Genomic DNA, 17,099 nt, shown 5'->3' with positions numbered 1-17,099 from the left:
GGTCCGAACACGGAGGCAAGCATGGAAGCGATGATCGTGGGTTGGGGGCATACCCCGTTCGGTCCGCAGAAGGAAAAACCATTCGAGGCGCTCGTGCTGGAAGCTGCGGGCGCGGCTTTGGACCACGCCGGGTTGACGCCCGGCGACGTGGACGCGATCTGGCTGGGCCACTTCAACAACGGACTGGTCCCGGACGCCTTCGCCGCGTCGATGGCGCTTGCGCTCGATCCGGCGATGCGGTTCACGCCAGCGACGCGGGTCGAAAACGCCTGTGCCTCGGGCTCGGCGGCCATCTATGCCGCGCGCGACGCCATTGCCGCGGGCCGGGTGCGCACGGCCCTGGTCATCGGGGCGGAAAAGATGACCGAACAGGATACCGGGCGAGTGACCGAAGCCCTGGCCGGCGCGTCCTATCAGGCGGAAGAGGCGGGGATGTCGTTTCCGCAGATTTTCGCCCGCTTCGCCCAGGCCTATTTCCAGGCTTATGGCGACCAGTCGGCCGCCCTGGCGGGGATCGCCGCCAAGAACCACGCGGCGGCGCTCGACAACCCGCTGGCACATCTGCACAAGGCCCTGAGCCTTGAAGCCTGCAACACGGTTTCGGACAAGAACCCCATGATCGCGCCGCCCTTGCGCCTGACCGATTGTTCCCCGGTCAGCGACGGCGCGGCGGCGTTGATCATGGTTGCGGATGATATGGCGCGCAACTTCCCGCGCGCAGTGCGTTTCCGCGGCGCGGTTCAGATGAACGACGTCCTGCCGATGTCGCGGCGTGATCCGACCGAACTGACAGCGGCGCGGCGCTGCTTTGCCGCTGCTTTCGAACAGGCGAAGATAACGGTGAACGACCTGGACCTGGCCGAAGTGCACGACTGTTTCACGATAGCCGAGCTGTTGATCTACGAGGCGATGGGTCTGGCTGACAAGGGTCAAGGGGCGGCGCTGGTCGCCCATGGCGAAACCGCGCGCAACGGGCGGTTGCCAGTGAACCTGTCCGGCGGGCTCAAGGCCAAGGGCCATCCGGTGGGCGCGACGGGGGTGTCCATGCATGTTCTGGCCGCACGTCAGGTGACCGGAACGGCCGATGCCATGCAAGTGCCCGGTGCAGAATTGGCGGCGGTATTCAACATGGGTGGTTCTGGTGTCGCCAACTACTGTTCGATCCTGGAGCGGATGGCATGAACCCCGCGACCTGGCTTGCCCGCGCAGCGGCCCGTCACGGCACTGCACCGGCGCTGTTCAAGGGAACAACGCAAGAGGCCGATTACGCGGCGTTTGCCGCCCGCGCCGCTGGCGTCGGTGCCGCGCTTGCGCAGCGGGGTATCGGCAAGGGCGACCGGGTGGCGTTGTTCATGCAGAACAGCACCGAGTACCTCGAGGCGCTTTACGGCATCTGGTGGACCGGCGCCGCGGCGGTTCCGATCAATGGCAAGTTGCACGAGGACGAGGCAGCCTGGATCATCGGCGAGTCCGATGTGTCGCTGGTTTTTGCCGACGACAAAAGCGCGGCGGCGCTGGCCGACCGTGTCTCTGTCGACATCATCTCGACCCAGGGTGCGGGCTTCGACCGGATGCGGGAGCAGACCGGGAACCCGCAGCCGGTGCCACTTGCCGACAAAGACATCGCCTGGCTTTTCTTCACCTCGGGTACCACGGGCCGACCCAAGGGCGTGATGATGAGTTGCGCCAACATCGCATCGATGACGTTGAGCTACTTCGTCGATGTGGACGACGTGAGAATGGAGGACGCGATACTCTACGCCGCCCCCATGAGTCACGGTGCGGGGCTCTACAACTTCATGCATGTCCTGCGCGCGGCGCGCCACGTGGTGCCGGAAAGCGGAGGCTTCGACGCGCGCGAGATCCTTTCGCTGGCGACGCAGGTCGGGCCTGTCTCGATGTTCGCGGCGCCGACGATGGTTCGCCGCCTGGTTGATGCAGCCAAGGCGACGGGACACGACGGCGAAGGCTTGCGCACCATCGTCTATGCCGGCGGGCCGATGTACGAGGCCGACATCCTCGAAGCGGTCGAGGTCATGGGGCCGCGTTTCGTGCAGATCTATGGGCAGGGCGAATGCCCGATGGGAATAACCGCCCTGTCCCGCTTGGATGTCGCCGATCGCAAAAGCCCGCGCTGGCGCGCGCGGCTCAATTCCGTGGGTCGCGCGCAATGCACGGTCGAGGTCGCGATCCTCGATGCGGACGGTCGGGAACTGCCCCGCGGCGATGTCGGCGAGATCGCCGTTCGCGGCGCGACGGTGATGCCGGGATATTGGAGAAACCCGACGGCGACGGCGGAGACCCTGAAGGGCGGCTGGCTCTGGACCGGTGACATCGGATGGATGGACGAAGACGGCTATGTGACGCTGCAGGACCGCTCGAAGGACGTCATCATTTCGGGTGGCAGCAACATCTATCCGCGCGAAGTCGAAGAGGTGCTGCTGACCCATCCCGCGGTGCACGAGGTCGCCGTGGTGGGCAAACCGGACCCGGAATGGGGCGAAGTGGTCGTCGCCTTCGTGGCCTGCGTGCCCGGTCAGACGGCCGATGCCGCGGTGCTGGATGCGTTGTGTCTTGACCGGATCGCACGGTTCAAACGGCCGAAGACCTACCGCTTTGTCGATGCGCTGCCCAAGAACAACTATGGCAAGGTGGTGAAGACCGACCTGCGCGAGATACTGAAAGGAGATGCGACATGACGGGGGATCTGAAGGCGCGGACCGCGCTGGTCACCGGATCGGTCCAGGGGATCGGCCTGGCCATCGCGCAGGCGCTGGCCGGGGCAGGGGCGCGGATCGGGGTGCACGGGCTCGCCAGCCCCGCAGCCGCAGCCGCCGCCGTGTCGCGGTTGCGCGACGCCGGCGCAGCTGATGCGCGATTCTTCGATGCAGACATGCGCGATGTCCCGGCCATCGAACGAATGATGGCCGAGGTGGCGGATTGGGGCGGTGCGGATATCCTGGTGAACAACGCCGGCATCCAGAAGACCGTCAGCCTCGCCCAGGCCGATGCCGCGACCTGGGATGCGATCATGGCCGTGAACCTGTCTGCCGCGTTCCATACCATGCGGTTGGCGATGCCGGCGATGGCCGACCGGGGCTACGGGCGCGTTATCAACATCGCTTCGGTGCATGGGCTGGTCGCGTCGGTCAACAAGGCGCCCTATGTCGCGTCGAAATTCGGGCTGGTCGGTCTCAGCAAGGTCGCGGCACTGGAATACGCCGCGGCGGGCGACAAGGCCTCGGGCGGGGTCACGGTCAATTGCATCGCGCCGGGCTGGACGGAAACCGCCATCATCGAGCCACAGGTCGCGGCCCGGGCCGAAAAGTTCGGAGGCGATCGCGACAAGGGCATCGCGGACCTGCTGGCGGAAAAGCAACCCTCGCGCCGGACGTCGGACCCTGCCGAGATCGGCGCGCTGACGCTCTGGCTTTGTCACCCGATGGCGCACAATGTCACCGGAACCACCATTCCCGTCGATGGTGGCTGGACCGCCCAATAGCGTATCGCCGCAACGGCAGCACGATACCCCGCTGGCAAATCGACTTCGGTCGCGCCGATATGGTCGGTCAAGCGATCGATTCGACATGCGCAATGGATCACGCCGGTGACGCCCTTCTGGTGCAACACTCCGCGCCGGAAGACTACAGACCGATGCCGATGCCGCGAACGGCACCGGCATCGTTGGGGACCATCCGGCGCGCACTGAATGCGGACAAAAACGCCTCGACGTCTCGGAATGCAGTGCCGCGCAGTCAGCCGGCATCGCGCGGCTGGGCCGGGTCGTGGAGCGGAGGATGCTGAAACCCGCGGACGCAACACCGCGTCCAGAAGCCGATGATCCGAAACCGCCATCCGCAATTCCCTGTGTCCGCCGCCTGAGTTGGCATTCCCGCGAAGGCAGGCCCGCGGTTCCCAAAGCCGCCGGATGTTCGAAAACCACGGGCGATGGAAACGCGCACCGACGACGCCGGGATGGTCATGTGGTCGGCGGACAGGACAGGCCGACCGGAAGCCGTCCCGCCGTTTCCGCAATAACGGGCCTGCTTGTTGACAACGACCTGTCGGCGCGGCGTTCCGGGGTTGTCCGGACGGATGACGTCGAACCGGGAAGGGTGGCAAGTCCGATGCAGCGTGCATATGCTGTGCGTTGCGGGCCCGTTCCGAATGCCGGCCGCGCGCAGGAGATCGCTGAATGCCGCCGAACGCAGTCATCGAGGTCGCGCAGCCGTCTCTTGCGCCCTTGACAGCCCCTGGGCGTTTTCCGCTGTTTTTCAGTTGTTTGCGAGGTGATCTTCGTTGTCCTTGTGCACGGTGTGATCCCGCGGCTTCGTGCTGTGCGACAATGGATTCGATCCACCCTGGTGGAATGCAAATGTTCGAAACCGTTTCTTAGGTGTGGTGACATGAGCGAGGACGCCAAACCCTATTCATTGGGACGCACCATCGCCGTGGGACTGGGCATTGCGGCGGCCTTTGCGCTGTTGTCTCTGTTCTTTCTCTATATGCAGGCCCAGAACGCCTATCACAGGCTTGCGGGCGAGGTTGTCGCCGTGGCCGGCGACAGCCTCGATATCCGGAACGCCCGAGGGGCGATCACGGTGCTGACCGTTCAGCCGCAAACCGAGTTGCGGGGTGTCGCCGATATCGCCCTGCTGGAAATCGGCCAGCACGTCATGACACGAGGCAGCTTTGCGGACGATGGTACATTCGTCGTCGACCGGCTCAGGGTCATTCGGGGCCCGGATCGTCCATGACGGTCGCCCAACCCCTTCGGTCGGGCCGTCGGAGGGCGATCCTCAGGGCGGCCGCGGTTGTCGCCGTTTACCTCGCGCTTTCCGTTTTCTTGGCCAGCTTCCCTGCCGAAGACCTGATCGACATGGTCGGAAGCGACAATGCCTATATCCTGATGTTCGTGCTGGGCATGATCGGGGGCTTCACGACCTTCACCGGGATTCCCTACCATTTCGTGTTGATGAGCCTTGCCGCCGGTGGGCTGAACCCGATCTGGCTGGGGCTCTGCACCGCCATCGGTGTGATGATGGGCGACAGCACGATGTTCGTGATCGGCAAGCAGGTCAAAGGCAGCCTGCCACCGCGTGTCCGGGCGACGATCGACCGGCTGTCCGGCTATCTCCTCAGCCATCCGCGCCTCGTGACGCCGGCCTTGATCGCCTATGGAACAGTTTCGCCGTTTTCCAACGATTTCGTCGTCGCCTCCCTCAGCATCGGAGGCTACGGGTACTGGCGCACGGTCGTGCCGCTGACCATCGGCAATGTCCTGTACAACATCGCGCTGGCCTATCTCGGCCTCTATGCCTACGACGTGATCATCGGCTGGTTCTGACGTCGGAATGCGGCACTGGCCGTCGACATGCCGAAAGGCAATGACGATCATCTAAGCGTTCCCCCACCCGAACGGGCCTGCCGACCAAGGGTGCGGTCGAGAGTGGCTATGGCGACCAGCTCAGACCCGTTTCCTGTTCCGAGCGTTCCCACAGTTTTTCCATCACCGCCTTGTCGTGTGCGTGGGGTTCCAGCGTACCCTTGCCGACCGGGCCGACGAATTCCATCCGTCCCGTGGGGCCGTACAGGGCGCGTTGTTCCAGGCCTTCTTCCGTCGCGCACATGATCTCCGGATAGGCACCCTTTTCCGCAGTTTGAACCAGTGGCGACTTGGTCACGAGCCACCAGGTGATCCGGGTCAAAAGACCGCCGCTGGTGCTGATGAGCGACGTCGCCGACGACCCGGGATGGCAGACATACACACCCACGTTCTTGTTTGCGGCCTTGATCCTGTCCTGCAGTTCGTAGGCGAACATCATCTGAGCCAGCTTGCTTTGGCTGTAGGCCCGATTGGCGCCATAGTTCTTGTCCCAGTTCAGATCGTCGAACTGGATCGTCCGCAGGCCCATCCTGTAGCCCAGACTGGCGACGACGACGATCCGGCCATTCGCGGCCTCGATGCGGTCGAACAGCCTGCCGCAAAGCACGAAGTGGCCGTAGTGGTTTGTGCCAAGCTGGCTCTCGAAACCGTCCAAGGTGCGCTGTCTTGTCGGCACCTGCGCTATGGCTGCGTTGCAGATCAGCGCGTCGATCCGTGGAATGGTCTCGAGCACTTCTGCCGCTGCGGCGTGCACGCTCGCAAGTTCGGAAAGGTCGATGCGGACAAAGCTCACGTCAGCGTCCGCGCCGAACTCCTGTTTCAGATCCGAAATCGCTGCGGTGGATTTGTCGACGCTTCGGTTCAGCATCACCACCCTTGCACCCTTCGACAAAAGAATACGTGCGGCCTGGAAGCCTGCACCGGCATTCGCGCCGGTGATTAGGTAGGTCCTGCCGTTCAGCGATCCGAGGCGTTCGGGCGTCCAGCCCCTCGGTCCGAATGTCGTGTCTGCCATGCTTGGTCTCCTGTTTGTTCGGGGTCGGACGCTTGGAAAAGGGGGGCGCCGCCAATCTGTTGGGGCCGCACCCCGTGGTTGTTTCCCGCGCCGCGGGATGGGCCAGGCGAATTGTCGATCCGGTCAGCGTGGTGGCGGTTCCGCTGTCGAATTCGCCCGATACCGCCAGCCGCCCGGCCCGAAAACGACACCATCGGTGTGAGATGGCCCGTTCGCTGTCAGGGCGCCGTGGTCGCTGTCCGTTCAGGGCCTGAAGGCATGTCAAATTGACATCGATCGTTCGTTTGTCTATTTGACAATCTTTTTCTGAATGTCAATATGTCAACCATGACCGAAACCGAAAAAACCATTCTCGGCGCCGCTGTGCGGATGTTCACCCGCTATGGGGTCAAGCGAACGAGCATGGGGGATCTGGCCCAGGAAGCCGGGGTCAGCCGCCAGACGCTCTACAATACCTACAAGAACAAGGACGACGTGCTGAGGGCGCTGATCCGGTTCCATACCCGGAACGCACTATCGGAAATCGAGGCTGAACTTGGCGGCATCGACCACCTTGGCGGGCAGCTCGACATTGTTTTTGACCGAATGGTTCTTGGTGGCTTCGATCTTGTCCGGGAGATGCCCAACGCCCAGGACCTGATCGATGGTTTCAATGCCGCCGGCCAGGAAGAGATGACGGCTTCGGCAGAAGAATTCCGCCTCGTGATCCAACGCCTCTTGTCACCCCATCGGAAAGCGCTGGCAAACGCGGGTCTCGACCTTTCGGATTTGTCGGATTTCGTTCAGCGCTCCGCCAAGTCGGCCGGCAGCGTGGCGCGTGACCGGGATCATCTCGTCCGGTTGCTGCAAACCCTCAGGAATCTTTGTTTGGCGGCAACCGGCCAATCGCGGTGACCGCGAATGTGCCCTGCGCATCCAGCCGGTCCTCAGGATGGTGACGACAACATAAAGTGGGTGAAGATGTTGTCTGCCACGTAAAACCCCCAATGCAACCCGAAGGACAGCGTCGCTCCATTGCGCGTTGCCAAGATCAGGCTCGGCACCACAGCGCCGAAACAGGTCGCGGCTATCGTGAAGCGGGCGACGTAAAAGGACGTTGCCCCGTTGAAGACCAGGGACAGGTGAAACAGACCGAACAGCGCGGCGGTCACGATGCCGATACGCAGCATCCTCCAGCCGAAGGAATGGAACACCAGGACCAGCGTCAGGATCAACAACTGCTGGAACAGGATCTCGAAGGATTTCGCGACGTAATACATCGCGTCGGCGAACATGAACTCCGGAGGATTGCGGGGTGCAAGCGACAGGTCGATTTCGGGCAGCACGGGCAGGATTCCGACCGTGAACGCGACGATCATGCCCACAACCGCGATGATCGGCAGAACACCGTGGGCAGGGGGGTGCCATGTGCGCAGGCGGTGCCGGAAAAGCGGCACCGCCACCATCGTGAAGCCGAGATAATAGACCGCGTAGACGAACGGCGCATCGCGATAGCCGTTCGCCAGGCCCAGTTGATCCCTGATCGCGTAGTAGCCGACCGAAGACAGCGACCAAAGCGCGGCGATCACTGCGATATCCAGGATCGCGCGCCTGATCGGTGGATTCCCCACCGAGTAGCTGGTCACATAGGCCAATTCATGCCCTCGCCGCTCAGTCGGCGTCGCGCACGAGCCGAACGTGGTTCAATACCCGGATCGCATCGCCCTGCGGGCCGTTGCCTTTCGGGTAATTCGCGGCGTCGCCGACCTTGGGATCGGAACGTTGGGCCCCCGCTCCGTGCACATCCGTCCAGCCGTTCATGTAGCCCATCGCCCGGCCAAAGCTGACATAGGCGGCGAAGGTGCCGGGATGGTCGGTGAAATTGGCGTGGGTGGTGGAACTCCAGTGGAACGGATAGTCGGGCTCGCCCGCTTCGTTGATGATCTCGCTGATCCGGAACACCGGGTCCAGCGCCGCCGAGCCGGTGGTATCGGGCGAGCGGGTGTATTCGACGAGACCCTGCAGTTCCTTGACGTTCGGCACGCGCCAGTCGTCGTATCCGAGATAGTCCGCCGCGTTCATCGCCTCCGCCCAGGCCAGCGCGTCTTCCCAGCTGATCGCCTCGCCGTTATCGGCCTGCGCCCACATCAACCCGGTGGCGGCATTGGTCACGGTGCCGTCGCCGTTGTCGGCAAGGTCCGGCACTCCGTAGCCTACAGGTCCGCGCACATACATAACGTAGAATTCCTTGGGCTGTCCCCGCAGGGTCAGGCCGTAGCCCTTGATCCGACCGTCGGCGAAGTTCACGCCGAAAAGAGTCTCGTCCTGCCCGTGCATGGTGTTCCAAACGTAGCGTGTGCTCGACGCCAGTTGCCCGTCGATCAGGCGTTCGCCCGCCTCGGTGTCGCCATAGCCGAAATCGAAAACAGTGGTGTCGATGAAGGGCCGGATGGCCGAGCTATCGTCACCTTCAAGGCCGCTCGGGTCGATGCCGTTGAAATTCATCAGCGAATACATCTCGGTGATGGTCGGCAGCCGCCAGTCGTCATAGCCGCCGAGCTCGAAGGTCTCTGCGCCTGCCAGCGCCTCCTCGTAGGTCAACTTGTCATCGATGTCGATAACGCCGTCACCGTTCAGGTCGGGCGACTGCACCCATATCAGGCCGGTGACTTCATCGGTGACCGTACCGTCGCCATTGTCCGTATAGCTTTGCTGCGGACCCAGATGCTGCGCATCCTGCCCGTAGAACGGTTCGCCGGGAGCAGGGCAGCCGATTTCCCGCGTCGCGTCATAGCAAGCGCTCTGCATCGTATCGGGGATCGGAAACGGGGCTTCGGCGAATGACACGCTTGCTGCCACGGCATAGGTCGGCAAAGCCAGCGAAACGGTTCTGAAGATGGATCTTGTCGGCATGAGTATTCTCCTTGGCGTTTGCGTCTTCAGCGCATGTTGAACAATTCCTGGTGGAAGGCAGCGCAGGCCATTCCGTGCGCGGCAAGGTCGCGGCGCAACGTCTTGGCAAAGGCCGCGGGTCCGCAGAACCAGACGCTTGCGGATTGCCAGTCCGGCACGGCGGCGCGCAGTCTTTCGCCGGTCAGCAACCCGTCCTCATCGTCGACCATGACGTGAAGCCTGATCCCGGCCGCCTTGGCGTCTGCGGTCAGCTTCTCGCGCGCCTCGGGCGCCAGACGCGGAGTGGTGTGGAAAAGATCCACCGTTTGACTGCCCGCATTCTTCGCGAGGTGCTTCATGCGCGCGATGAAGGGTGTGATCCCGATGCCGCCTCCGATCCAGATCTGGCGCGCCGCGGTGTCCTCGAAGGTGAACCCGCCATAGGGCCCTTCGACGATCGCCTGGCTGCCGACCCGTACCCGCTCGGGCATGTCGTCGGTGTAGTCGCCCAATCCCTTGGTGATGAACATGATGCGCGGATCGCTCGCATCCCAGGCAGAGGCGATGGTGAACGGATGCGCGCCCTCTGATTGGTCGAAAGTCACGAAGGCGAACTGGCCGCTCTTGTGGCCCGTCCATCCGTCATCAAGCCGGATGGTGGTCTCGAGCACATTCATATCCTTGAAAAGGTGCTGCTCTTCGACCGTCCCGGCGACCTTGCGCCGTTTGCCGACTTGCCGCGTCAGGACAAGCACGGCCGAAACGGTGCCCGCCAGCATCAGAAGCCCCGTGGCGATGCCCAGCGGCAGCATCCACGCGGAGAAATCCAGAAGCACCACGGAATGGAAGACGAGAACCAGGTAGGCAACGGCGATGAACAGATGCGTCTTCGCGAAAAGCCGGTAGGGAAAGCGCCTGATCAGGGCCAGCGCGATCAGAAGCACCGCGACATAGAACGCCTTTTCACCCAGCCCCTCGGCGGTGCCCCGCAACCCGTTCAAGACCGACTCGATGGTCACGATATCCACGGTTGCGCCACCTGCGGGCGGTGCACGCCGTTCGGGTGCTGCCAACACACCAAGGCTCACGGCCCATTCCGGCACGTTCGAAGCGACCCAATGAAAGATCGCGGCCACGAGACCCGCGATGCCCAGCCATTTGTGCAGCCGGTAAGACTTGTCCAGACCGCCGAGCCAGGGCTCCAGCCAGACGGGCCGCACGGCAAGGATCAGCGCAACGCTCATCACGCTGATGCCGATCACACCGGAATACTGCACAAGCAGGTTGCGGAGCGTGATGACGGTCAGATCATCGGGAAACGGCAGATTGGCAAGCAGCCAAAGCACAGTCAGCCCCGCGATGAGCCCCCAAAGGGAAATCCTGATGTTTCTCAACATGGTTGCAGTCCTTGCAGAATCGATCTGCCCCGGATTCTGGCGCTGGAATGTGCAGCCAATACCGAGATGCCGGTCATTCCGGAGCCGGCAGGTCAGGCGGGATTTCACAAATACGTTCAAACGCTTAAACTGCGAATTTGAACTCGGCTCCCGGCGGTGGCCTGCATACTCTCTGCACAATCCCGGGCCAGGATGGGGAATGGACCGCTTGCGCCTGTCACTGACCACCAAGATCTTTCTCGCCATCGCGGCCACCGCGGTGCTGGTTATCGGTACCATGGCGCTGCTGGTGGCGCTGTCGATGCGCGACGGGTTCTCGCAATACCTGCTGAGAGGGGAAATGATCCGCTTCAACACGCTGGTGCGCGAACTGGCGCTGGCGCATGATCCCGATGCGCCGGGCTGGCCGGAGCTGGCGGACGATCCGCGAGCATGGAACGATTTCGTGCGCACGCATTTCACGCCGCCGGGCAACCCGGACCAGGAAGAAATCAACGCTGACCCCCTGATGATCGGCGACCGGCTGGCGCTGCTTGACGCCTCCGGCACACGCATCGCTGGTGCGATCGTGCGCACCCCGGTTCACGAGCAGCGTCCCGTCTGCATCGATCGCAGATGCGAGGAGGGCGACCCGCTCGGCTACATCCGCCTGAACGCGCCGGTGTTTTCCGACAGCACCAGTGATGCCTTCTTCATTCGCGGCCAATACGCGTCGCTTGCGTTCTCGGCGCTGATCGCGCTGCTGGTGTCCGCCGCGGCGGCCTTTCTGATCGCCCGTCAAATCCTCGTACCGATCAAGCGGCTGGAAGCCGGGGCAAAGACACTTGCATCGGGTGATTACAGCAAGCGGATCGACAAGGACCGGACCGACGAACTGGGCGATCTGATCGTGCATTACAACGTACTGGCCGAGACCTTGGCACGGACCTCGCAAGCCGAACGAGAGTGGATTTCCAACACTTCGCACGAACTGCAGACACCGCTTGCGGTGCTGCGCGCACAGATCGAGGCGTTGCAGGACGGCGTGCGCCAGCCCAACCAAGAAACGCTGGCCGAGATGCACGCGGCGCAGATGCGGCTGTCGCGCCTGGTGCAGGATCTCAAGGTTCTGACCTATTCCCGCGAACCGGAACTGGTGGCCGATATCGGCCGCGAGGATCTGGCGGACATCGCTCTGGAGGCCGCCGAAACCGCGCGCCCGACGCTCGAGGCAGCCGGGCTCGAGATCGATTGCGCGTGTCCCGAAACGCTTCCGCTGAACTGTGACCGGACCCGGATCGCGCAAGTCATCGACAACCTTCTGCAGAACGCCGCGCGGTATACCGATGCGCCCGGCAAGGTCCGGTTGCGGATCTGGCGCGCCGACGGCCTGGCGCATGTCTCGATTGACGACACGCCGCCGGGGGCGCCGGATGATGTGCTGCCCAGTCTGTTCGACCGGTTCTACAGAGCTGAAGGGTCGCGCTCGCGTGCGCTCGGCGGATCGGGGTTGGGCCTGTCGGTCTGCAAGGCCATCGTGGAGGCACATGGGGGGCGGATCGTCGCCGCGCCATCGGACTTGGGCGGCCTGAACGTCACCTTCACCTTGCCGGAGGAGCGGACATGACCAATGTCCGCATCCTCATCGTCGAGGACGAGATCGCGCTTGCCGAGGTGGTGCGCGACTACCTGCGCTCCGATGGTATGGAGGTGGAGTTGTTGTCGACAGGCACCCACGCGGTCGAGACGGTCCTTGCCAAGCGCCATGACCTCATCATCCTCGACCTGATGCTGCCGGGCGTGGACGGTCTGACCATCTGCCGCGAACTGCGGCAGAGGTCGGACGTGCCCATCATCATGACGACAGCCCGCGTCGAGGAGATCGACCGCCTTCTCGGGCTCGAGCTTGGCGCGGACGACTATGTCTGCAAACCCTATTCCCCGCGAGAGCTGGTGGCTCGGGTGCGGGCCGTGCTGCGGCGGCGTCCCTCGGGTGGGCAGGCGACCGAGACGGAAGCGGTGCGGTTGCACATCGACCCGGAGAAGTGGCGTGCAACGCTGGACGGTGCCGATCTCGATCTGACGCGTCGCGAATTTTCGCTTCTGGCGGCGCTGGCTGCGCGCCCGGGTCGGGTGTTTTCGCGCGATCAACTGCTCTCGTTGGCGTTTCCCGATGACACCGAGGTGTTCGACCGGACGATCGACAGCCACATCCGGAACATCCGCCGAAAGATCCATTCAAAGACCGACTGGGACCCGATCCGGTCCGTCTATGGTGTCGGCTACGCCTACGAGGGCTGAGGCGCGGTCCCCGGATCGGTCACGCGGGCAAGGTGCCGATCGAAACCGTCGGCTGGGTGCACGCTGCCATCCCGACCGACATGGTCGACGGCGATCTTGCATCGATCACCGGCGCCGAAGAAGACGCCTTTGTCCGCGCCATGGTCGACGACTGGGACATTTCCGGGCTTTCCCTACCGACCGCGCGTCCGAACCGGCCGCACTTTCTGGCATCAAAACCCGTCGATCAGGTCCACGGATGCTGATCCCGGCAAGGCGTGTCCGGCGCGGTTGGGCTGGCCGTCAATGCGCCGTCAGTTCCCGTTCGATCTCGGCCCGCATCCGCTCCACCGCGGCTTCGAGGTCGGAGATGAAGGCGCGCGCGGCAAGCGATTGCGTGGCATAGCCCGGTGTCAGGATCGACACGCTGTTCGAGATCCGCGGCCGGAACCGCCGGATCACAAGCCGCGCGTCCTGGGGCGCCTGCATCAGGTGACTGTACGCGGTGATCATGTCGCTCACAATCACGCAGACCCCCGCAGCGACGAATTGCAGGCCGGGCAGAAAGGTGCGCAATTCCAGCCGCTTGTTGAACCGTGCGCCGGCGGCGCGAAACGCGGCCTCTGTCTGGATCGCGGTGGGGTGTTGGTCGAAGAGCACCGCCATGGAGCGCCCATCGAGATCGGTCGGGGTGATCGCGTGGCGGCTGGCAAGCGGGTCGTCAGGCGGCAGCACGCAGACGCATTCGAGGTCGTAATCCACCTGACGGATCGAGGCGCGGGGCGCGGGGGTTTCGGAAAACCCGACATCGAACTGCTGCGACGCGATCAGGTCCTCGATGACGTCCGAGGAGCGCATGATGAAAGATACCTCAAGATCGTCCTTGCCTTCGAGGAACCGGGTCAGCAGCCGGGGCAGGAACACGCTCGAGGCCGCGGGATGGCTGGCGAGCTTGAGCTTGCCCGATTGCAGCGCACTGACGCGATCCATCGTGCGTTCGGTGCGTTCCACCCGAGCGAGGATCTCTTCGCACTCCTCGAGAAAGAAGCGCGCCTCGGGCGTGGGCGCCAGTTTTCCGTGCGACCGCAGGAACAGCCGCAGGCCCAGTTGATCCTCCAGCGTCCGGATCATGGTCGAGACCGCGGGTTGCGTCCGACCAAGGGCGCGGGCCGCCTCGGTGATCGAGCCCGATCGCATGACTTCGCGGAAGGTCATCATTTGGCGGAACGACAGGTTCATGGACCAAGCATAAAGCAGATTTATTAATTCAGAGAAATAATCAAATTGAGTTTATGCGCCCGTTCCATCGACACTTGCACCAGCCCCGGAGGGAGTCGGGGCGGGGGGAGTGCATGGACAAGTTTGCAAGATATCTGCTGACGGCGTTGATCTGCGTCGTGGCGCTTGGCCAGTTCGTTCAGGTCGTTACGCGATATGTGCTTCAGGTCCCGGTCATGGGGCTTGAGGAAACGATGCTGTATCCAACCCTCTGGTTGTACATCCTGGGATCGGTGAACGCCTCGCGCGAGAACACGCATATCCGGGCGAACGTGCTCGAGATCTTCATCAAGACGGAACGCGGGCATACCGTCCTCGCCATCGTCGGCGAGATCATCAGCCTTGTCGTCGGCCTCTGGTTGCTTTCCTGGGCCTGGGACTACACCCGCTATGCCTGGCGGGTCTGGCGCGAAAGCCCGACGCTGTACATCCCGACCTTCTATTCGGACATCGCGCTTCTCACGGGTCTGGCGCTGATGATGGTCTACACGGCCTGGCACCTTGCCCGCCACGTCCGCAGCCTGCACGGGGGAACAGAAGCATGATCGAGATCGCGCTTCTCGCCATCGCCGTGCTGGTGATCACGCTGACGCTGGGCGTGCCCTTGCCCTACTGTTTCGGCGCGGCGTTGATGGTGATGTATTTCATCGGCGACGTGACGATGAAGGGCATGATGCTGTGGGGGTTCCAGCAGCTTGGCAACCCTGTGCTTCTGGCCATCCCGCTATTCGTTCTGGCCGGCACGATCATGTCCGAAAGCGGCATTGCCGCCTCGCTGTTGCGTTTTGTCAACGCATTCATCGGGCATGTGCGCGGCGGTCTTGGCGTCGTGGCCGCGGTGTCCTGCGCGGTGATCGGGGCCATCTCTGGCTCGGGGCTGACGGGTATCGCGGCAATCGGCCCGCTGTTGATCCCCGAGATGGAAAAGCGCGGCTATCCGCGTGAATACGCGACCGCGCTGATCGCCAATTCGTCGATCCTCGGGCTTCTGATCCCGCCTTCGGTGACGATGATCGTCTACGGCTGGGTTACCGACACCTCGATCCTGGCCTGCTTTCTGGCGACGCTGGGGCCGGGTCTTCTCATCATGGTGGCGTTCTCGGTCATCAACCTGTTCATGGCGCGCAAGTTCCCGTTGGTGCTGGACGACAAGCCGTCATTCTCAGAACTGTCAGGCGAAGTCGCCCGCCGCGGCTTTCACGCCTTTCCCGCCCTGCTGATGCCGGTGATCATTCTCGGCGGCATCTATGGCGGCGTGATGACCCCGACCGAAGCCGCCGCTGTTGCCGTGATCTACGCCGTGCCGGTGGGGTTCCTGATCTACAAGGGGCTTCGCTGGGAGAACTTCCTGTCGGCCGGAAAGGAAGCGGCGACAGCAGTCGGGGCGATCATGATGATGATCCTGTTCTCGATGATCCTGAGCCAGATGTTCGTCTACGAGAGCATTCCGCAGCAACTGGTCCAGGGCATCTTCTCGATCACCGAGAACAAGGTGCTGCTGCTGATCATGATCAACATCCTGCTGTTTCTTGTCGGCATGGTCGTGAACGACGTGACCGCGATCATCCTGATCGCGCCGCTGCTTCTGCCGTTGATGCAGGCGATCGGGGTCAGCCCGGTCCAGTTCGCCGCGATCATGGGCGTGAACACCGCGATGGGCGGCGTCACCCCGCCCTATGCCTCGATCCTCTATCTCGGCGCACGCATCGGCAAGGTGAAGGTCACCAAGGTCATTCCGCCGGCGATGAAACTGATCCTGTTCGGCTATGTGCCGGTGGTGTTCCTGACCTCGCTCTGGCCCGACCTGTCGCTCTTTCTGCCGCGCTTCTTCGGATATGACGTGGCGCCCTGATCGTCCTGACCTCGCAATAGAAACCCTGGAGGAACCTGAAATGAAACATGCATTCCTGACCACCGCCGTGGCGGCCTTGATGGCGATCGGCAGCTATGCCGAAGCACAGCAGCTCAAGATGAGCCACGTGCGCCCGCAGGACGCCACCATCGACGTCGAGCTGCGCGCCTTCGCGGCGGCCGTGAGCGAGGCGACCGGCGGCGACGTCACCGTCGACATATTTCCCGCCTCGGCGCTTGGCGACTATACCACCGTGCAGGAACGGATCAGCGTCGGTGCCATCGACATGGCGACCCAACCCGCCGCGACCGCTGCCGACCGGCGGATGCAGATCAGCTCGTTCCCCTATCTCGCCGGAAACTGGGACCAGGCGCGCGCCGTCTATGGCCCGGGCGGTGTGGTCCGCGAGGTGATCGCCGAGCTCTATGCCGCGCAGGACATCACCATGCTGGCGGCCTATCCGGTCTATTTCGGGGGCATCGCGCTGAACGTCGAGAACCCGAATGCCGGCTCGATCGAGCCCAACGGGATCAAGGTGCGCGTCCCGGGTATCAAGAGCTTTCAGTTGACCGGCGAAGCGCTTGGCTACATCCCGTCGCCGATCCCCTTCTCCGAAGCCTTCACGGCTGTTCAGACCGGCGTTGTGGATGGGGTGATCGGCTCTGGTGCCGAAGGTTACTACGCGTCGTTCCGCGACGTGACCAAGACCTATATCCCCGCCAACACCCATTTCGAGGTGTGGTACATGATCATCTCGAACGAGAGCCTTGCCGGGCTTTCGGAGGAAAACCAGGCGGCGCTGAGGGAACAGGCCGCGACCTTCGAGGCGACCCGCTGGGAGGTGGCTGAAGCCGACCAGGGCCGCAACGAGCAGCGCCTTGTCGACGAGCTTGGCGCGACGGTCATCGCACTGACCGACGAGGAGCTCGCCGCCATGGCGGCCAAGGTTCGTGCTGATGTCTGGCCGGCGGTTCTCGAGGATGTGGGCGCTGAATGGGGCCAGTCCATCCTTGACCAGGTCGCGGCCGCGACCAACTGATC

At 63.3% G+C, this 17,099-nt stretch carries 17 protein-coding genes; 12 read left to right on the top strand and 5 right to left on the bottom strand.

Annotated features, from left to right (window positions below; genetic code table 11):
- Positions 1 to 21 precede the first annotated feature (21 nt).
- The 5 genes from KUH32_RS17255 (at position 22) to KUH32_RS17235 (ending at position 5,347) form a co-directional block, all read left to right on the top strand.
- Positions 22 to 1,182 (top strand): thiolase domain-containing protein, encoded by a 1,161-nt coding sequence (locus KUH32_RS17255; protein ID WP_217779906.1) that lies wholly within the window; start codon positions 22 to 24, stop codon positions 1,180 to 1,182.
- Positions 1,179 to 2,699: an AMP-binding protein gene (locus KUH32_RS17250; protein WP_217779905.1), complete on the top strand. Its 1,521-nt coding sequence runs from the start codon at positions 1,179 to 1,181 to the stop codon at positions 2,697 to 2,699. The genes KUH32_RS17255 and KUH32_RS17250 overlap by 4 nt, the downstream gene beginning before the upstream one ends.
- On the top strand, positions 2,696 to 3,502 hold the full coding sequence (locus KUH32_RS17245) for an SDR family NAD(P)-dependent oxidoreductase (RefSeq protein WP_217779904.1): 807 nt from the start codon (positions 2,696 to 2,698) through the stop codon (positions 3,500 to 3,502). The genes KUH32_RS17250 and KUH32_RS17245 overlap by 4 nt, the downstream gene beginning before the upstream one ends.
- 904 nt (positions 3,503 to 4,406) lie before the next feature.
- Complete coding sequence (locus tag KUH32_RS17240; RefSeq protein WP_217779903.1) at positions 4,407 to 4,757, top strand: hypothetical protein; 351 nt, start codon at positions 4,407 to 4,409, stop codon at positions 4,755 to 4,757.
- Between the two features lie 122 nt (positions 4,758 to 4,879).
- The gene (locus KUH32_RS17235; protein ID WP_217779902.1) at positions 4,880 to 5,347 is read left to right on the top strand and encodes a hypothetical protein; all 468 of its coding nucleotides are present in this window, start codon (positions 4,880 to 4,882) and stop codon (positions 5,345 to 5,347) included.
- A 106-nt stretch (positions 5,348 to 5,453) separates the two neighbouring features.
- On the opposite strand, the gene KUH32_RS17230 is transcribed toward KUH32_RS17235, so the two are convergent.
- Positions 5,454 to 6,401, bottom strand: coding sequence for an SDR family oxidoreductase (locus tag KUH32_RS17230; RefSeq protein ID WP_217779901.1), 948 nt, complete (start codon positions 6,399 to 6,401; stop codon positions 5,454 to 5,456).
- A 327-nt stretch (positions 6,402 to 6,728) separates the two neighbouring features.
- Between KUH32_RS17230 and KUH32_RS17225 the strand changes: the two genes are divergently transcribed.
- Complete coding sequence (locus KUH32_RS17225) at positions 6,729 to 7,295, top strand: TetR/AcrR family transcriptional regulator (protein ID WP_217779900.1); 567 nt, start codon at positions 6,729 to 6,731, stop codon at positions 7,293 to 7,295.
- Positions 7,296 to 7,327: 32 nt separating this feature from the next.
- On the opposite strand, the gene KUH32_RS17220 is transcribed toward KUH32_RS17225, so the two are convergent.
- From KUH32_RS17220 to KUH32_RS17210, 3 genes are read right to left on the bottom strand one after another with little or no spacing between them, the layout of a single operon-like run.
- Positions 7,328 to 8,035, bottom strand: a complete 708-nt coding sequence (locus tag KUH32_RS17220; RefSeq protein ID WP_217779899.1) for a hypothetical protein — start codon at positions 8,033 to 8,035, stop codon at positions 7,328 to 7,330.
- Positions 8,036 to 8,051: 16 nt separating this feature from the next.
- Entirely contained in the window at positions 8,052 to 9,293 is a 1,242-nt protein-coding gene (locus KUH32_RS17215) for an Lcl C-terminal domain-containing protein (protein WP_217779898.1), read from the bottom strand.
- A gap of 26 nt (positions 9,294 to 9,319) precedes the next feature.
- Positions 9,320 to 10,915 carry a ferredoxin reductase family protein gene (locus tag KUH32_RS17210; protein ID WP_254899275.1) on the bottom strand — a complete coding sequence of 532 codons (1,596 nt, stop codon included), beginning with the start codon at positions 10,913 to 10,915 and terminating at the stop codon, positions 9,320 to 9,322.
- Here KUH32_RS17210 and KUH32_RS17205 point away from each other — a divergent pair.
- Genes KUH32_RS17205 through KUH32_RS17195 form a run of 3 tightly spaced genes read left to right on the top strand, consistent with a single transcriptional unit; the run spans position 10,869 to position 13,194 of the window.
- Complete coding sequence (locus KUH32_RS17205; protein WP_217779896.1) at positions 10,869 to 12,275, top strand: ATP-binding protein; 1,407 nt, start codon at positions 10,869 to 10,871, stop codon at positions 12,273 to 12,275. The two genes, KUH32_RS17210 and KUH32_RS17205, sit on opposite strands and share 47 nt — an antisense overlap.
- Entirely contained in the window at positions 12,272 to 12,949 is a 678-nt protein-coding gene (locus KUH32_RS17200; RefSeq protein WP_217779895.1) for a response regulator, read from the top strand. The genes KUH32_RS17205 and KUH32_RS17200 overlap by 4 nt, the downstream gene beginning before the upstream one ends.
- A 32-nt stretch (positions 12,950 to 12,981) precedes the next feature.
- On the top strand, positions 12,982 to 13,194 hold the full coding sequence (locus KUH32_RS17195) for a hypothetical protein (RefSeq protein WP_217779894.1): 213 nt from the start codon (positions 12,982 to 12,984) through the stop codon (positions 13,192 to 13,194).
- A gap of 37 nt (positions 13,195 to 13,231) precedes the next feature.
- On the opposite strand, the gene KUH32_RS17190 is transcribed toward KUH32_RS17195, so the two are convergent.
- A complete protein-coding gene (locus KUH32_RS17190; protein WP_217779893.1) occupies positions 13,232 to 14,167 on the bottom strand; it encodes a LysR family transcriptional regulator in 936 nt (311 codons plus the stop codon).
- A gap of 113 nt (positions 14,168 to 14,280) precedes the next feature.
- Here KUH32_RS17190 and KUH32_RS17185 point away from each other — a divergent pair, with 113 nt between their 5' ends.
- Genes KUH32_RS17185 through dctP form a run of 3 tightly spaced genes read left to right on the top strand, consistent with a single transcriptional unit; the run spans position 14,281 to position 17,097 of the window.
- Positions 14,281 to 14,751, top strand: coding sequence for a TRAP transporter small permease (locus tag KUH32_RS17185; RefSeq protein ID WP_217779892.1), 471 nt, complete (start codon positions 14,281 to 14,283; stop codon positions 14,749 to 14,751).
- Positions 14,748 to 16,058: a TRAP transporter large permease gene (locus KUH32_RS17180; RefSeq protein ID WP_217779891.1), complete on the top strand. Its 1,311-nt coding sequence runs from the start codon at positions 14,748 to 14,750 to the stop codon at positions 16,056 to 16,058. Before KUH32_RS17185 ends, KUH32_RS17180 begins: the two co-directional genes overlap by 4 nt.
- A 40-nt stretch (positions 16,059 to 16,098) precedes the next feature.
- Positions 16,099 to 17,097, top strand: a complete 999-nt coding sequence (dctP, locus tag KUH32_RS17175; protein ID WP_217779890.1) for a TRAP transporter substrate-binding protein DctP — start codon at positions 16,099 to 16,101, stop codon at positions 17,095 to 17,097.
- The last annotated feature ends 2 nt before the right edge of the window (positions 17,098 to 17,099 follow it).

It is taken from the genome of Thalassococcus arenae (assembly GCF_019104745.1).
In the GTDB taxonomy this organism is placed as follows: Bacteria; Pseudomonadota; Alphaproteobacteria; order Rhodobacterales; family Rhodobacteraceae; genus Thalassococcus_B; species Thalassococcus_B arenae.
Note: the sequence above shows the minus strand (reverse complement) of the source record. Positions and strands in the feature narration are given on the sequence as shown.

Bases quoted from the DNA above. Each gene is read 5' to 3' on its own strand.
- KUH32_RS17255 (WP_217779906.1), top strand. From the start codon at position 22: ATGGAAGCGATGATCGTGGGTTGGGGGCATACCCCGTTCGGTCCGCAG.
- KUH32_RS17250 (WP_217779905.1), top strand. From the start codon at position 1,179: ATGAACCCCGCGACCTGGCTTGCCCGCGCAGCGGCCCGTCACGGCACT.
- KUH32_RS17245 (WP_217779904.1), top strand. From the start codon at position 2,696: ATGACGGGGGATCTGAAGGCGCGGACCGCGCTGGTCACCGGATCGGTC.
- KUH32_RS17240 (WP_217779903.1), top strand. From the start codon at position 4,407: ATGAGCGAGGACGCCAAACCCTATTCATTGGGACGCACCATCGCCGTG.
- KUH32_RS17235 (WP_217779902.1), top strand. From the start codon at position 4,880: ATGGTCGGAAGCGACAATGCCTATATCCTGATGTTCGTGCTGGGCATG.
- KUH32_RS17230 (WP_217779901.1), bottom strand. From the start codon at position 6,401: ATGGCAGACACGACATTCGGACCGAGGGGCTGGACGCCCGAACGCCTC.
- KUH32_RS17225 (WP_217779900.1), top strand. From the start codon at position 6,729: ATGACCGAAACCGAAAAAACCATTCTCGGCGCCGCTGTGCGGATGTTC.
- KUH32_RS17215 (WP_217779898.1), bottom strand. From the start codon at position 9,293: ATGCCGACAAGATCCATCTTCAGAACCGTTTCGCTGGCTTTGCCGACC.
- KUH32_RS17205 (WP_217779896.1), top strand. From the start codon at position 10,869: ATGGACCGCTTGCGCCTGTCACTGACCACCAAGATCTTTCTCGCCATC.
- KUH32_RS17210 (WP_254899275.1), bottom strand. From the start codon at position 10,915: ATGGCGAGAAAGATCTTGGTGGTCAGTGACAGGCGCAAGCGGTCCATT.
- KUH32_RS17200 (WP_217779895.1), top strand. From the start codon at position 12,272: ATGACCAATGTCCGCATCCTCATCGTCGAGGACGAGATCGCGCTTGCC.
- KUH32_RS17190 (WP_217779893.1), bottom strand. From the start codon at position 14,167: ATGAACCTGTCGTTCCGCCAAATGATGACCTTCCGCGAAGTCATGCGA.
- KUH32_RS17185 (WP_217779892.1), top strand. From the start codon at position 14,281: ATGGACAAGTTTGCAAGATATCTGCTGACGGCGTTGATCTGCGTCGTG.
- KUH32_RS17180 (WP_217779891.1), top strand. From the start codon at position 14,748: ATGATCGAGATCGCGCTTCTCGCCATCGCCGTGCTGGTGATCACGCTG.
- dctP (WP_217779890.1), top strand. From the start codon at position 16,099: ATGAAACATGCATTCCTGACCACCGCCGTGGCGGCCTTGATGGCGATC.